Origin of the sequence: Synechococcus sp. MIT S9508, from assembly GCF_047303045.1 — a bacterium.
Classification (GTDB): Bacteria; Cyanobacteriota; Cyanobacteriia; order PCC-6307; family Cyanobiaceae; genus Synechococcus_C.
On the sequence record NZ_CP138941.1, the window covers coordinates 182,218 to 196,737 of the forward strand.

20 protein-coding genes and 2 tRNA genes are annotated in these 14,520 nt (G+C 57.3%); 12 read left to right on the plus strand and 10 right to left on the minus strand.

The features are described 5' to 3' along the window. Positions 1-2 precede the first annotated feature (2 nt). The 4 genes from SIB42_RS01020 to psbO form a co-directional block, all read right to left on the minus strand. Positions 3-656: a bifunctional 4-hydroxy-2-oxoglutarate aldolase/2-dehydro-3-deoxy-phosphogluconate aldolase gene (locus SIB42_RS01020; protein ID WP_067098589.1), complete on the minus strand. Its 654-nt coding sequence runs from the start codon at positions 654-656 to the stop codon at positions 3-5. Further along, positions 631-2,484 carry an ATP-dependent zinc metalloprotease FtsH3 gene (ftsH3, locus tag SIB42_RS01025; RefSeq protein ID WP_067098586.1) on the minus strand — a complete coding sequence of 618 codons (1,854 nt, stop codon included), beginning with the start codon at positions 2,482-2,484 and terminating at the stop codon, positions 631-633. The genes SIB42_RS01020 and ftsH3 overlap by 26 nt, the downstream gene beginning before the upstream one ends. Positions 2,485-2,530: 46 nt before the next feature. Beyond that, complete coding sequence (gene sat, locus SIB42_RS01030; protein ID WP_067098583.1) at positions 2,531-3,697, minus strand: sulfate adenylyltransferase; 1,167 nt, start codon at positions 3,695-3,697, stop codon at positions 2,531-2,533. 128 nt (positions 3,698-3,825) lie between these two features. Further along, the gene (gene psbO, locus SIB42_RS01035) at positions 3,826-4,647 is read right to left on the minus strand and encodes a photosystem II manganese-stabilizing polypeptide (RefSeq protein WP_067098580.1); all 822 of its coding nucleotides are present in this window, start codon (positions 4,645-4,647) and stop codon (positions 3,826-3,828) included. Between psbO and SIB42_RS01040 the strand changes: the two genes are divergently transcribed. Together SIB42_RS01040 and SIB42_RS01045 are read left to right on the plus strand one after the other, a co-directional pair. Next, positions 4,640-4,882 carry a hypothetical protein gene (locus SIB42_RS01040; protein WP_197459940.1) on the plus strand — a complete coding sequence of 81 codons (243 nt, stop codon included), beginning with the start codon at positions 4,640-4,642 and terminating at the stop codon, positions 4,880-4,882. The two genes, psbO and SIB42_RS01040, sit on opposite strands and share 8 nt — an antisense overlap. 32 nt (positions 4,883-4,914) lie before the next feature. Further along, positions 4,915-5,067 carry a hypothetical protein gene (locus SIB42_RS01045; RefSeq protein ID WP_197459939.1) on the plus strand — a complete coding sequence of 51 codons (153 nt, stop codon included), beginning with the start codon at positions 4,915-4,917 and terminating at the stop codon, positions 5,065-5,067. Here the strand turns inward: SIB42_RS01045 and coaBC are convergent, their stop codons facing one another. Continuing rightward, a complete protein-coding gene (gene coaBC, locus SIB42_RS01050) occupies positions 5,068-6,330 on the minus strand; it encodes a bifunctional phosphopantothenoylcysteine decarboxylase/phosphopantothenate--cysteine ligase CoaBC (protein ID WP_067098577.1) in 1,263 nt (420 codons plus the stop codon). Positions 6,331-6,334: 4 nt separating this feature from the next. Beyond that, a complete protein-coding gene (locus tag SIB42_RS01055; protein ID WP_067098620.1) occupies positions 6,335-6,538 on the minus strand; it encodes a DUF2555 domain-containing protein in 204 nt (67 codons plus the stop codon). Positions 6,539-6,609: 71 nt separating this feature from the next. Here SIB42_RS01055 and SIB42_RS01060 point away from each other — a divergent pair. The 6 genes from SIB42_RS01060 to SIB42_RS01085 all read left to right on the plus strand — a co-directional run bounded on the left by SIB42_RS01060 (position 6,610) and on the right by SIB42_RS01085 (position 9,439). Beyond that, positions 6,610-6,682, plus strand: a tRNA-Ala gene (locus SIB42_RS01060). A gap of 10 nt (positions 6,683-6,692) precedes the next feature. Beyond that, positions 6,693-6,866 (plus strand): PCP reductase family protein, encoded by a 174-nt coding sequence (locus tag SIB42_RS01065; RefSeq protein WP_082825120.1) that lies wholly within the window; start codon positions 6,693-6,695, stop codon positions 6,864-6,866. A gap of 3 nt (positions 6,867-6,869) precedes the next feature. Then, positions 6,870-7,022 (plus strand): hypothetical protein, encoded by a 153-nt coding sequence (locus SIB42_RS01070; RefSeq protein WP_156485304.1) that lies wholly within the window; start codon positions 6,870-6,872, stop codon positions 7,020-7,022. A 65-nt stretch (positions 7,023-7,087) separates the two neighbouring features. Beyond that, positions 7,088-7,288 (plus strand): hypothetical protein, encoded by a 201-nt coding sequence (locus tag SIB42_RS01075; protein ID WP_006042295.1) that lies wholly within the window; start codon positions 7,088-7,090, stop codon positions 7,286-7,288. Positions 7,289-7,643: 355 nt separating this feature from the next. Next, positions 7,644-7,856: a DUF565 domain-containing protein gene (locus SIB42_RS01080; RefSeq protein WP_369818483.1), complete on the plus strand. Its 213-nt coding sequence runs from the start codon at positions 7,644-7,646 to the stop codon at positions 7,854-7,856. Between the two features lie 77 nt (positions 7,857-7,933). Continuing rightward, entirely contained in the window at positions 7,934-9,439 is a 1,506-nt protein-coding gene (locus SIB42_RS01085; protein WP_067098571.1) for an NAD(P)/FAD-dependent oxidoreductase, read from the plus strand. On the opposite strand, the gene SIB42_RS01090 is transcribed toward SIB42_RS01085, so the two are convergent. Beyond that, entirely contained in the window at positions 9,388-10,428 is a 1,041-nt protein-coding gene (locus tag SIB42_RS01090) for an aspartate carbamoyltransferase catalytic subunit (protein ID WP_067098566.1), read from the minus strand. The two genes, SIB42_RS01085 and SIB42_RS01090, sit on opposite strands and share 52 nt — an antisense overlap. Continuing rightward, positions 10,397-11,074 (minus strand): DNA-3-methyladenine glycosylase, encoded by a 678-nt coding sequence (locus SIB42_RS01095; protein WP_231856505.1) that lies wholly within the window; start codon positions 11,072-11,074, stop codon positions 10,397-10,399. The genes SIB42_RS01090 and SIB42_RS01095 overlap by 32 nt, the downstream gene beginning before the upstream one ends. A 223-nt stretch (positions 11,075-11,297) precedes the next feature. On the opposite strand from SIB42_RS01095, the gene SIB42_RS01100 reads away from it, so the two are divergent. The 4 genes from SIB42_RS01100 to gatC are packed head-to-tail and all read left to right on the plus strand — an operon-like array spanning position 11,298 to position 13,345. Continuing rightward, positions 11,298-12,074 (plus strand): queuosine precursor transporter, encoded by a 777-nt coding sequence (locus SIB42_RS01100; RefSeq protein WP_067098554.1) that lies wholly within the window; start codon positions 11,298-11,300, stop codon positions 12,072-12,074. Between the two features lie 4 nt (positions 12,075-12,078). Further along, complete coding sequence (locus SIB42_RS01105; RefSeq protein WP_197459938.1) at positions 12,079-12,222, plus strand: hypothetical protein; 144 nt, start codon at positions 12,079-12,081, stop codon at positions 12,220-12,222. Between the two features lie 44 nt (positions 12,223-12,266). Next, positions 12,267-13,055: a creatininase family protein gene (locus tag SIB42_RS01110; RefSeq protein ID WP_067098550.1), complete on the plus strand. Its 789-nt coding sequence runs from the start codon at positions 12,267-12,269 to the stop codon at positions 13,053-13,055. Next, a complete protein-coding gene (gene gatC, locus SIB42_RS01115) occupies positions 13,052-13,345 on the plus strand; it encodes an Asp-tRNA(Asn)/Glu-tRNA(Gln) amidotransferase subunit GatC (protein WP_067098547.1) in 294 nt (97 codons plus the stop codon). The genes SIB42_RS01110 and gatC overlap by 4 nt, the downstream gene beginning before the upstream one ends. Here the strand turns inward: gatC and crtR are convergent, their stop codons facing one another. Next, complete coding sequence (gene crtR, locus SIB42_RS01120) at positions 13,346-14,380, minus strand: beta-carotene hydroxylase (protein WP_067098544.1); 1,035 nt, start codon at positions 14,378-14,380, stop codon at positions 13,346-13,348. A 54-nt stretch (positions 14,381-14,434) separates the two neighbouring features. Beyond that, positions 14,435-14,516 (minus strand) — tRNA-Leu (locus SIB42_RS01125). Positions 14,517-14,520: the final 4 nt, after the last annotated feature.

Here is a 14,520-nt window from a genome sequence, read left to right on the forward strand (position 1 = left end):
ACTCATGCGCCAATCCAGGCGGTAAGGGAGGGATCGAAATCGTTGTTTTCGAACACAGTTCGACCAAGCGCGATGGCGTCATATCCAGCATCGAGCCAGGAGTAGAGGTCACCGGCACGCAAGCCTCCAGCGGCAATCACGAAAGGGAGATTCCCCATCGGCGCAGCGATCTGACGATAAAAGCTGCGCCCAACCACGCTTGCCGGAAACAACTTCACCAAACGGCAACCCAGATCACAGGCTTGCCTGATCTCAGAGGGAGTCATCACACCTGGGACCAACAAAAAATCAAGCTGCTTCGCTCGTTGCTGTAACTCCCGATCCAACAGCGGCGACATGGCGTAGCTGAATCCAAGCTCAGCAACCTGCTGCAGAGCCGATTGCTGCGTGATCGATGCCGCTCCGAGGGACAGACGTGGATGACGAGACCTCGCTGCGATCACAAGATCACGCCAGCGGGGATGATCAATCCATGCGATCTCTACATGCTGAACACCCGCCTCCACCAGCTGATCGAGCTGACGGCAGAGACGGGTGGTTAAAAAAATTGCCTCCAGATCAATGCGTTCTGGACGCAAAACAACCAGAAGTGGTTGGATCCGCAACGAGCGAATCAACCCCAGATCAGTTTCAGACGTATTCAGCAATACGGACATCACTGCGGATCAGCAGTTCCTGGAACTCTTCGGCATCCACAGTTTCCTGGTCCACGAGCATGTCTGCGAGTTCATCGAGCACAGAGCGGTTGTCGACAAGAACCTTGGTGGCACGCTTGTAGGCCAGAGCAACAAGATCAGAAACTTCTTCGTCGATGGTTGCCGCAGTGTCTTCCGAAAAGTCACGTTCAGCCGCGATATCACGTCCGAGGAACATGCCTCCCTGGGAACGACCAAGAGCTACCGGACCGAGTTTGTCGCTCATCCCGAAGCGGGTGATCATCTGTCTTGCAGTTGAAGCAACTTGCTGGAGGTCATTGGAAGCACCTGTAGTGACTTCGTCTTCTCCGTAGACGATCTCTTCAGCAACACGACCGCCGAGCGCAACGGCCATCTGGTTCTGCAGATAAGTGCGGGAATAAAGGCCCGACTCCATCCGTTCCTCACTGGGAGTGAAGAAGGTCAGACCACCAGCATTTCCACGCGGAATGATCGAGATCTTCTGAACCGGGTCGTAATCAGGCATGAGGGCACCAACCAGAGCATGGCCAGCCTCGTGGTAGGCAACGAGACGCTTACGGCGATCACTCATCACGCTGTCTTTTTTCTCAGGACCAGCCATGACTCGCTCGATGGCATCACTGATCTCGTCGTTACTGACTTCGCTCAAATCACGCCTGGCAGCAAGGATTGCTGCTTCGTTCAGCAGGTTGGAAAGGTCGGCTCCCGTATAGCCAGGAGTTCTGCGTGCCACCTTGTCGAGGTCGACATCCTTGGACAGCGTCTTGCCACGGGCATGCACTCCAAGAATCTGTAGGCGACCGGCGTAGTCGGGACGATCCACCGTGACCTGACGGTCGAAACGTCCCGGCCGCATCAGAGCTGAATCGAGAACATCCGGACGGTTGGTGGCCGCAACAATGATGATTCCGGTGTTGCCTTCGAAACCATCCATTTCGGTGAGCAACTGATTCAGCGTCTGTTCACGCTCATCATTTCCTCCACCCATACCAGCTCCGCGCTGACGGCCGACCGCATCAATCTCGTCGATGAACACGATGCAGGGTGCGTTTTTCTTGGCCTGCTCAAAAAGGTCGCGGACACGGCTTGCACCCACACCAACAAACATCTCGACAAACTCCGAACCGGAAATCGAGAAGAAGGGAACGTTGGCCTCTCCAGCGACAGCTTTGGCCAGAAGAGTCTTACCGGTACCTGGGGGGCCCACCAGAAGTACACCCTTAGGAATCTTGGCTCCAACGGCGGTGAAGCGATCAGGGTTCTTGAGGAAGTCGACAACCTCAGTGAGTTCAAGCTTGGCGCCTTCGATACCGGCTACATCACCGAATGTGATTTGCGTGGAGGGCTCCATCTGGACACGAGCCTTGCTTTTGCCGAAATTCATGGCCTGATTGCCACCGCCACCGCCGGACTGCGCACGACGGAAGAGGAAGAACAGTCCACCGAGCAACAACAAGGGGAAAATCAAGCTTGATGCAGCCTGCTGCCAGGCTCCGGGCTGGCGGGATGGCTGAACCGCGATATCAACGTTGTGATCGGTGAGCAGCTTGAGAAGGTCTTTGTCGGGTGCGAGGTTCACCTCAGCCCGACGGCCATCAGTCTCAACGACCTGAGCGGTACCACGATCAGGAGACAACAGAACCCTGCTGACCTGGTCTTCCTGGACCCTCTCCACAAAATCGCTGTAGCGAAGTGAGCGTGCCTCGGGTTGTGGGCTGCCGGCGCCACCAAAGAAAGCCGGTGCGATCACAACGATCGCGAGCACAAGAAGGGCCCCAAGGCCGATGTTCCGCCAACGTTTGTTCAAGGGTCTTCCGCCTCTGATGAAGGAATGTTAATAGGTAGTTGAGAGCTCAGGTGGACCGGAGTACATCCACAACGCTCTTGAAGGCGAACCACTCGGGGATCTCTTCACCGCTGCGCAGCATCTTGCGGAACTGAGTGCCGCTGAGCTTCTTCACGTGCAGCCCTCTGGCCTCGGCGTGTTCTGCGGTGACGTAACCCTCCTCCTCCGTGTAGACGAGGTTGAGAGAGGGCACTGTTTCCATGGTGAGTTCAGGCGCGCACTCCTTGGCAAAGTTCTGAGCGTCGTAGGGACCGTAGAAGTCATCACCGCTCAGGGAAGACTTACAGCCGGCCATGTCACGCCCAATGATGAAGTGGGTGCAGCCGTAATTACGGCGAATGATCATGTGCTGCAAAGCTTCACGGGGGCCTGCCATATGCATGGCGTAGGGCAAGTAAGCCCAGCGGATCCGAGCGTTATCCACCTCGACAGCAAGTCGCTCATAGGTCTGGAATCGCACAGCCCCAGGAATGTCATCCTGCTGGGTGGGACCGCAGGTTGGATGCACAAGCACCACTGCGTTTTCACTGACGTTGCTGGCATGCAAGGCTCGAGTGAATAGCTCGTAATGGGCTCTGTGGATGGGATTGCGGCACTGGAAGGCCACGACGTCCTCCCCTGCGGGAAGGCCTGCGCGGACCTCAGATGGCGTTTTGCAGGGGAACACGCGCGACGGCAGTTCAAGGCCCTGAATCCGACCACCGAGGTAGAAACGGCGACGCTCTGTGGCGATCATGCGCACAGCCGGATGTTCCAGGGATGTGGTGCCATAGCAACCCTTGGCCTCGATGACCTTGTCTGGCTCCCACTTGTCCTCAACGGTGAGCACAGCAAGGTCCTGGCCCTTGTAGGTGAGCAGAATCGTCTGCCCAACCGTGATGTCCTCACGGTCGGTGTCCATCACGATCGGCAGTCCGAACAGATACCCAGAGGTGGTGCGGTTTCCGGCCACCACTGCGTCGTAATCGGCCTGGTGCATGAAACCCCTTTCAGGGGAGAAGCCCCCGACCACCAGCAGTTCAACGTCACAGGCATTGCGATCGGAGCATTCGATGCTGCTGCTGGCTGAAGCTTTGACTGCAGCTTTGTCACCCTCAGGAACCATCAAATCAACCAGGGTGCCGCCATAGGGAGCGATCACACCGGTCTGAGAGGAAGGGGTGCTGGCAGTCATGACAGGCCGGAGTGGATTGGGAAGACGGCGCGATTCTCCCAGACAACAGCCTGCGGCTTCAGCGAAGAGGGGTCACAACAAGAAAGGGGCCGAAGCCCCTTGTTGGTGATCAAACTGTCTTGAAGCAATCAGGCCTCTTCGAGCTGGCCGTAAAGCTCTCCGGTGATCTTGACGTCCACAGTCTCTCTGCTGCCCATATCAGAGTCGGAAGGCTGAATGGCAGAGAACACGCCAGCGAATTCGCCGGTATCGGGATCGACTTTGGTGATGGACAGGCTCATCACACCCTGGCCGTCGATGTACTGCTTCTTGTTCTCTTGATCAAGCTCCTCGTAATCACCGCCGAGACCAATCAGTCCCTGGGGGTAGTCCACACCAGTTGTAAGTGAACGGCCTTTGGGGTCAAGGAAGTTGCTGGTGCGGTAGCTCGGTGTGCGGTACTCGCCTTCAAAATCGGTGCTGGTGGTGATGGCTGCACCTTCCGCATCGACCTTCAAATTTTTGCTTGAAAACGTGAAAGGGAACTCCTCTCCGCCTGGGACCAGAACGGTGATGGCCTGGAAGTCGATGCCACCCTCCTCAGTGAAAGAAAGGCCTTTCTCACTGACAACGAGGTCACCGTAGACCTGGTCAAGACTGGAGGTGTAACGGGTGAGGATCTTGCCCTCAACGAACTGGGCTTCCTGACGCTTGTTGGCAGGCTCACCTTTGATGAAGACCTGGCTGGGATGCATGCAGATGCCAGTCAGCTGATAGTCGTTGCCGGGAGTCAGCGGAATGGAACCACGTGCGGATTCAGGCAGCGTGGGGCAATCATTCGCCCTGCCGGTGTTACGGATGTCGTCGTACGTGATGTTCGAGCGATCAACTGCCTGAGCATCTCCGCTGCAGGCAGTGACGAAGGTCAGACAGAAAGCCAGCACAAGGGCCAGCAGAGGACGGATGCGCATGGAGGAAAAGCCGAAACGCCGGCTGTTGACGAAGTCCACCGGACAGGCGGATCTTACAGGTGTCAAACGGCCGCACCGGCTTGCCTTTTGCACGTCTCAACAACGTGAAGTGTTCTCCATGCAAAACGACGGCAGTGAAACCATCCAGGAGAAGCTGCACCGGAGCTCAAAACACTCTGAAAACTGTCGGAACAGCATCGAGACGATCCCGAGTTTTGCCCCTGCTTCTCCGTGATCTGAAAGCCCTCTACAGAGTCATCCAGAACGATGCGTTTCGGGCAAGCCTTCAGGAACCGCCCAAAGCTGTTCGCATTGCTTAAAACGATGGATCGCAGCAGCGGCTGGCCCTCTATTGCCCGCCCGCAAATGCGCACATTCATCGACCTTCTGGAGCAGGCTCCCGCCGATATGGCTGCTTGATCAAGAGGGATGCTTGATCTCTGATAGTCGATCCAGCAAGCGATGAGACAACACGAGCTTGTCTTCGAGGGGACAGACCTGATGGCGATCGCCTGGGCCCAAAAGCCAGCCGGCGTTCTGATCACTGTCGAGCCCCTGACCGATTCGGTCGACAGGATTGACCATCAACAGATCACAGCCCTTGGCCTGAAACTTTCGGCGGCCGAGCTCAAGCAATTGCTCATCGGTTCCTGTCAGGGCGGCAAAACCAAGCACAGACTGACCCGCGTGGCGCCTGCTCACCAGTGACTGAAGCAGATCAGGCACCGGCTCCCAACCACCCTCCAGGGACGCAATCAGCTGGTCTTTCGGCAGCTTCTCAACATCAGTGGGACTGGTTCGGCGCAAATCGGCGACAGCAGCGCACATCAACACCGCATCTGCTTTCGGCTGAAGCTGTTGGATCCTGTCGTCCATGGCGGCACTTCCCACCACTGCATGACACTGCAGACCTTCCAACCAGGACGGCGGAACTTGCAGCGGGCCATGCACCAAATCAACGGTGGCACCGCGCAGATGAGCGGCCTGAGCCAACAGAACACCCATGCGGCCACTGCTGCGGTTAGAGAGAACGCGGACACGGTCCAAAGCTTCCAGAGTTGGACCGGCACTCACCAGCACATGCCTCCCGCGCCAGTCGGATTTGAGGTGGCCCTCAGCATCGGCTTGCAAGAGGGCGCTGGCGGCAGCCAGTTCAATCCTGACGGGATCAGCCATCCGGCCCGTACCTTGACGGTCACAGGCGAGCAGACCGCCCTCAGGCGCCAGGGGCAGCACTCGAGGATCGTCAAGCAGAAGGCCCCAGTTGCGCTGCACAGCTGGGTGTGTCCACATGGCTGTGTTCATCGCTGGCGCCGCCAGAACTGGGCACTCACAAGCCAGAAGAAGGCTGGCCAGCAATCCCTCACCATCACCCTGCACCCAGCGGGACAGTGATGTTGCACTGAGCGGGGCCACCACCACGAGATCCGCCCATTCAGCCAGTTCGATATGCAGTGGGCGAGGGAATGCAGGGTCCCACTGGTCAGCGTCCTGCAGGCAGGGTTGACGACTGAGCGTTGCCAGAGCCACCGGGCTCACCAAACGGGCAGCACTTTCAGTGAGCACACAGCGGACCTGAGCCCCGGCCTGCACAAGCGCACTGACCAGCAGCGGAGTCTTCACAGCCGCAATACTCCCAGAGGCAGCGACCAGCACCCGTCGTCCCTTCAGTAGCCCCGGCATTAGCTCAGTCCTCGTCGAAGGGTTCCTGATCGATCAAATGGGCGTATGGAGCGGTGAGCTCCGGTCGATGAATGGCGAGGGCTCTCAAAAGATGCCAGTCATTCAGACCTTCAAAGGGGGTTGGGTAGTCGTCGTACTCCAAACGACGCGCCAGTGTCGCAACAGATGCCTCATCAAATGAAGCCAGTCGCTCCGGAGTGATCAGCATGCAGGCATGAAGCACTGGTGATCATTTTGCCTTCGAGTGCGTTGGAAAACCGGGGCTAAGTTGCTCTGCCCGGGGAATTAGCTCAGCTGGTAGAGCGCTGCGATCGCACCGCAGAGGTCAGGGGTTCGAATCCCCTATTCTCCATCGAGGTCTTATGAGATCAAGGTTGAATTGGAGTGCTAATGCAGAACAGTCGCTCAAGGAAGTTCCTTTTTTTGTGCGACCAGCCGTTCGCCGCAGAATTGAATCAATGGCACAGGAGTGCCAGCTCGACTGCATCGATTCAGCGTTTTACGCCGAAGCCAGGGCGAAATTTGCAAAGCGCTGAATCATGATCAGGCCCACGCTTGGCTATCGAAAGACAATCAGTCCTTCACTGCTGCTGGCGCTCAGCATCACGGCCTGTCTTTCAGTGCTCGTCAGACCTTCCGCTCTTTTGACCTACGGGCTGATTCTTCTGGCAGGTGGCCTTTCCCGCCGCTGATTAACGCACTTGAGAGCGTTCATTCAGGCCATGCGGTAAAAGAGAGGCTGAGAAAGCCACGATTGATGTCTCAGTCGAAAAGAGAACAAGTAGTGAGCCATCTGCGCTACATCCGCCAGGAACTCCGCGAAATGCATCAGGGCGTCATGGAAGACGGCCTGCTGCCAGAAGCCGGTGAAGTGCGAGGCGTCATGGCCCAAATGGAAGCGCTACTTGAACTACTCGAAGGCAAAAGCTCTCGCAAAGCAAAAGCTGAATCCGACTGAATCTTCAAGTTTCCACTTGCCAAGCAGAGCTGTTCAGGCTTTTCTACGAAAACAACCAGGTCATCAACCGGACAATTTTGGGCTTTTTGCATCAAAAGCCTCAATATGTAGCGGTTGATAGAGGCAATCACCCCATAAATGGTGTATACATTGGAGGGCAGGGTTCGGGCCGGGTGATGGGGATCATCGGTTGTTGTCCCTGCCTCTCTTTGAAGAGGTTGCAAAGTTGACAGCGCGTCTTCAAGCAACTCGACTTCAGCGAACATTCGGAGAAGCTGCGACCAGGCTGGACCTGTGGGCAACTAATCCATGGAGACGAACGTCACTCCTGCTCATCGCGCTAACAGGAAGTTTCATGATCGGGAACGGCGTTGCTTCCGTCTCTGGTGCTCTCAATCTGATGGACCCTGTGGCAGCGATGCTGACCGTGGGGCTGATGGAACTGATGGTGCGGGCGAGAAGGCACTGGGCCAAAGATCGCGGCAGTCACTTAGGACGACAATTGCTCGACATGACACGAATTGGGCTGCTTTATGGCCTCCTACTAGAGGGATTCAAGTTGCTTTAATCCGCTTCAAGTGATTGAAGGCGAAGACAAAACTGTTTGGCATTCATACGCTGAATTCAGATTGTCAAGCTTTATCCATGGCTGGAGAGCATTACTACCTCGAGCTGGATCCACCCGAAGAGCGTCTGCGACACGCGCCTCACGTAGTCATTGTGGGCGGCGGATTTGCGGGTGTTCGTGCCTGCAAGGCTCTGGCCAAGGCAGACGTTCGCATCACCCTGATCGACAAACGCAACTTCAATCTGTTTCAACCTCTGCTCTATCAGGTTGCGACGGGACTGGTCTCCAGTGGTGATGTAGCGACTCCGCTGCGGCAGCTGGTTGGACGCCAAAGCAATGTGCAGGTTTTGCTTGGTGAAGTCACTGAGATCAAGGCTGAAGACAAGCAGATCATCTTCAGCGACAAGGCCTACAGCTATGACCACCTTGTGCTGGCAACAGGATCGGGAAGCACCTTCTTCGGTCATGAAGAGTGGCGGACCTTTGCCCCACCGATGAAAATTCTTGAACACGCCGAGGAGATTCGACGGCGTCTGCTGATGGCAATGGAGCAGGCCGAACAGACTCCTGCCCCTGAGGCACGTCGTTTCCTGCAGACCGTCGTGATCGTTGGAGGAGGGCCCTCCGGTTGCGAAATGGCTGGAGCCGCTTCGGAGCTGATGCGCAATGCAATGCGCAAGGAATTCCGCCAGCTGAATCTTGAAGACACCAGGATCGTTGTGGTCGACCCAGGCGACCGCCTACTGAAAGCGATGCCGGAAGAGCTATCTCAGGCTGCACAGAAAACTCTTTCGGCTCTCGGTGTGGAGTTTCTGTTCAAAGGGCGTGTGCAGAGCATGCAACCCGGTGAAGTGATTGTGGGAACACCAGATGGTGAGCGCAAGCTGCAGGCAGCAACAGTGATCTGGACCGCCGGAGTACGGCCATCTCATCTCGGCCGCAAGTTGGCGGATTCCGTGGGCTGTAAGACGGACCGTGCCGGCCGCGTGATTGTGGAGCCAGATTTCTCCATGAAGGATCATCCCGAGATCCGGGTGGTGGGCGATCTCTGCTGCTACAAGCACACTCGAGATGGAAATAAGCTGCCTGGAATGGCAGGACCTGCAAGCCAGGCCGGAGGGTTTGTGGGCAAAGACATCGCCGCAATTGTGGCCGGAGGATCACGGCCGAACTTCAGCTGGTTTGATTTCGGCAGCATGGCCGTACTGGATCGCGTCGATGCGGTCGCAGACTTGCGTGGATTCAAATTCAAGGGCGGTCTTGGCTGGCTGCTTTGGGCCGCTGCTCACCTCGCCTTCATGCCCAATGAGGAAAATCGCTTCTCATTGCTCCTGAAATGGATCTTTGCGGTGGTCTCTCAGGCCAGAGCTTCGATGCTGCTGACGGGCATGCCAAGTCAGCACATGGGCTTGGACGCACCGGATGCTGCGTTCCCGATGGCACCAGGAGTAGGCCCATCCATCTCAGAGCCCGGAGCAGCACTGCGGGCAGCGATGGACTACTACTCCAACCAGGTTTCCGGTCTTTCGCCTCAACCCAAAGCAGGAGAGTCCACAGAGGATTCCGCCGCTGCCATCAAATAAAGCAAGGCCATCCTGATTGGGATTCCATTGCTAACCTGACTCTCCACCAGGTTGGCATTCAAGTCATCAAGCAGGGCCCCACTCATCTCGACCCCCCGGTTGACCGGGCCAGGGTGCAGTACCGGGATTGAGGCTCCGCATCGAGCCAATCGCTCATGGCTGAGACCGTAATCACGGTGGTAACGATCAAGCCCACTGAGCAGGTGCTGACGCATGCGTTCCTTCTGCAAGCGCAGGGTCATCACCGCATCCGCCCCCTTGAGTGCAGCATCTAGGTCGCGGCAGATCGTCAGCGACCCGCGTTTGTCAACAGGATCGCTGACCTGGCCTGGAGGTGGTTCAGCGAGGAAATCGGCGAACGCATCTGGCAGCAAAGTGGGCGGACCGCAGAGCACGACCTCTGCACCACAAGCCGTCAAAGCCCAGAGATTCGAGCGCGCAACACGTGAGTGCAGAATGTCTCCCACGATCACAATCCGACGACCTCGCAAAGCCTCGGGGCGGGGATTGCTGGCATCAAAGTGATAAGCAAGCGTGTAGAGATCCAGTAGTCCTTGACTGGGGTGGCTGTGCAGGCCATCACCGGCATTGAGGATCACGGTGCGCTCACCCGTGCGCTCCAAAGCTTCAGCCAGCTGCCGAGGCACACCAGTACAGCGGTGCCTCACCACCAGCATGTCGGCGCCCATCGCCACATAGGTGCGGGCGGTATCGAGCAGTGATTCCCCCTTGCTGAGCGAACTACTGGAAGGCGAAAAACTGGAGACGTCTGCAGAAAGGCGCTTGGCAGCCAGCTCAAAACTGCTGCGGGTCCGCGTGCTGGGCTCAAAAAAGAGGGTGGCCACCAAGCGACCCTGCAGCGCAGGCAGGCGACGAGCACCTGTGGCGGGCATCGATCTGAAGCGATGGGCCAACTCCAGAACAGTCGCGAAGTCCTCTAACGAAAAGGCCGCGAGATCAAGGATGTGTCGGTGTGTCCAGGCGCTCAACTGGCCTCACCTCACTGAAACCCATCGTAGAGGCGCACAGCTCAGCTGCCCAGCGTGGGTTGGGTCGCAAGGCTTCACTGGGTTTCGGGGAACGATCCCCGCGAGCCCGTTTGCTAACGCTGCGACTGGCCTGCAGGTACCAGCGCAAAGGCAGCTGTTCGCCCTGACTGATGCCGATCCGGGTGGTGGTGACCACAGCAGGTTCGCTCAGCTCGGCGGGGCGAGAGGCCAACCAGAGATCACCGCCTCCACAGACCGACAAAGCATCACAACGGCGATCGATTCCGAAACGGCGGGCCAACAGGCCCGGTCCGGCCGCAACCCGTTCGGATTCATCGGGAAGCGCCACAGCCCTCAACAAGACTCCGTTCGCCCAGTCAGGACGGTCGGTCACCACATTCACGCAGTGGTGAATGCCATAGCTCACGTACACGTAGAACCGACCAGGCTCACCAAACAGCGTTTCGTTCTGCGGTGAACGGCGGCGGTAACCGTGACAGGCAGGCTCATCCTGCGAATACGCCTCCGTTTCCACAATCACGCCCCAAAGTAAACATCCATCTGCCTGACGTTTCACCAGCCGGCAGCCCAACAGCTCAGGACCCACCACCTCAGCAGGGCGGCAGAAGAAGGTCTGGGGCAGCACTGGGCAATTGGAAGTGATGAGCTGAGTGACGATGAGTGTTCTTTGAGCAACAGCGTCAATGCGCTTCCTGCAGCTTCGCAGAAGAGATTCAGGTGCTTAGGCCGATTCCAAAAACTCCGAATCAATTGGCGATTGGCAGCGTGATGGCACCCGACCAAGACGTCAGGGCAACAGCAAGCGCGCGCAGAACCTGGCAGCCTGAAAGCATTGGTCATTGTCACGGATGAATCCTGCGCTTCAGCAACGGCGTGAGTTCTGCTTTCTGGTGCTCGCCGGGCTGTTTCTAGGGACGCTGGGCATGCTCAACATTCTTGGCCTGACCCGTTTCCTTGAACTAGGGCACATTGGTTCCTGGCCAGTTGTGGTGGCCGTGGGTGCTCTGCCTTACCCGATCACCTTTCTCTGCACGGATCTGATCAGTGAGCTCTGGGGCGAGAAGAGGGCCGCGCAGGTGGTTTGGGTTGGCCTGCTGCTCAATGGCTGGGTCGTGCTGATCCTTTGGCTGGGAGGAGTGTTGCCCGGAGTGGAAGGCGCGCCTGATGCCACCTTCTTCGACATCCAACACCTGGCCTTCGGATCAGTCATCGCCTCCATGGCTGCCTATCTGACGGCTCAGTTCGTGGATGTGCGCATGTTCCATTTCTGGAAAAGGGTGAGCAAGGGCAAGGCACTGTGGCTGCGCAACAACGGCTCCACGCTGGTGAGCCAGTTGGTGGACACCAGCACTGTGGTGCTGATCAGCCATTACGCCTCGGGCGTTCTCCCCGTGCGTCCGGCCGAACCGGTGGCTCCGCAACTGATCTCGTTCATCGCCAGCGGCTATTTGTTCAAGTCGGCCGCTGCACTAGCGGACACCCTGCCATTCATCTGGATCACTGGTCGACTGAGACAGTGGCTTGAGATCCCCCACAGCGGCAGTGAGATCGGGGGCGATGACGATCCCTGCATGCAAGTGATGACAAGCACCAATCCGCTGTCAGGCTTGAAGAAACAGATCTAAAGCCATGGATGCTGCACTCTCCGGTTTCAACCTGGGAACGGTGTTGCTGTTCAGCAGCGGCTTCTTCGTGGTGGCCACTTTCTTGTTCGGCAAAATGGGCGGCTACTACAACACTGATCAATACGACGGCAACGGCACAGCGCACTAAAGCCAGCTCTCACGATCGATCATCAAGCCAACGCCACGTTCGGCATGCCTTCCATCCTCCCCGGCCCGGCCGCTAACAACGACGCCATTCGCCTGGCCCTGCAGAGCTGGCCTGACGTTGATCAGTACCTGCAGAGCTGCAAAGGAATCATTGTTCCGCTTGGATCCACTGAGCAACACGGCCCGACAGGAGCCATCGGCACCGACGCCCTGACCGCAGAGGCCGTAGCTCTTGAGCTCGGACGGCTGAGCGGCGTCCTGGTCACACCGGTGCAAGCTTTCGGCATGGCCGAACACCATCTTGGATTTGCAGGCACCATGAGCCTTCAGCCCGCAACCTTGCTGGCTGTGATGCATGACCTTGTGATCTCACTGGCCACCCACGGCTTCGAGCGGATCCTTGTGGTGAATGGTCATGGCGGCAACATCGCCACAAGCAAGGCAGCCTTCGCTCAGGCCTATGGCACCGCAGCAAGCCGCAACCTGGAGGTTGCCCCGCGTTTGCGCTGCAGGCTGGCGAACTGGTTCATGGCCGCTCCGGTGATGAGCCGCGCCCGTGAGCTCTACGGCGACCGCGAAGGACAGCACGCCACCCCCAGCGAGATTGCCGTCACCCTGCATCTCCACGACAGCCTGATCAGCAAGCAGAGATCGCTGCCAGATCCAGCACCCTGCGGATCGATTCATGGGCCTGCGGACTTCCGCCGCCGCTACCCCGACGGACGCATGGGATCAGACCCTTTTCTGGCCAGACCAGAACACGGCCATGAGCTCTTGATCACGGCAGCGAAGGCGTTGCGCGAGGATCTGGAAACTTTTCTCGCCGCTGCATGAGCAAGATCACCGCCGACGACGTGCGCAAGGTGGCCCATCTGGCCCGCCTCGATCTACCTGAGGAGAAAATCACGACCTACACAGGGCAGCTCGAGCGGATTCTCGATTATGTGGATCAGCTCCAAGGCGTGGACACCGAAGGTGTTCCTCCCACCACCCGTGCGGTGGAAGTGGTGAATGCCACCAGAACAGACAAGGTGGAACCCACCCAGGTGCGAGAAGAACTTCTGGAACAGGCACCTTTGAGAGAAGGAGACTTCTTCCGAGTGCCAAAAATCCTGGACGAATGATCAGCGAGAGGAAGAGGACGAGCGCTTTGACTCGGTTTTAATCGCAATCTCGTTAACGAATACCAGCCAGGGTCTTTGAAGCCGACGCAAAGGCATGAATCTGGCGACACGGCGCATTTTTCCACTGCGGCGTTTATGGCTACGAACACCAACAAGAATGTCGTAGAGAAAGTTATATCCATCGCGGCGTGTTTCAAAAATTCCCAGCCGCTGAGGGGAGCCTTTGGAATCCAACAAAGGCTTGGTTGCCTCATAGGCAGGTTTGTAATCAAACCAGGGAATCGATGGCCATAGATGATGGATGAGGTGATAGTTCTGACCCATGATCAACCAATTCATGAGACGGCCTGGATAGATCCTGGAGTTCTTCCAGCGATTACGCGATGTAAAAGGTCGGTGGGGTAAATAATCAAAAAACAGACCGAGAGTCACTCCAACCATGAGAGCTGGAGCAAACCAGCAGTTGAAGACAAAGGGAAGAAACTGAAATTTGGCCGCAGCAAGAACAATCACCAGAAAGACACTGCGCTCGAGACCCCACTGCATTAATTCCCAGCGCTTCCACAATCTGCGCTGAAAGAAAAACCACTCGTGATAGAAAAATCGTGGAGCAATTAACCACAGAGGTCCGAAGGTGCTCACGATGTGATCCGGATCATTGTTGGGATCATTCACATGGGCGTGATGCTCGAGATGAACCCTTGTGAAAACAGGGAAACTGAAGCCGAGCAACAGTGCTGAGCCATGCCCCATGGCCTGATTGATCCAGGGAACAGGATGCGCTGATTTATGGCAGGCGTCATGAATGACGGTGCCCTCTAAGTGCAGAGCCAGAAAACCGGTTGCCAACAACACTGGTAGGGGCCATCCCGCCGCAAACCAACCCCAGATGGTCAGTGCGGCCAGCACATAACCACCAAGAAACAACCCCACGGTGAGGTTCAACGCTGCAGGTGGTGCCAAGAATTCCCTCGGCACAGAGCGCAGGCGAGTCTGGGCGCCTTGCGTTGCAGGTTGTCCGAAGGCCTGTGTCATCAACGAGGGGAGATTGGCTGACCGCAGTAAGTGGAACTAAATTAGGGAAACGGATGCCCACCGGGGGACTTGAACCCCCACGACCGAAGCCACTGGTACCTAAAACCAGCGCGTCTACCAATTCCGCCAGATGGGCAGGT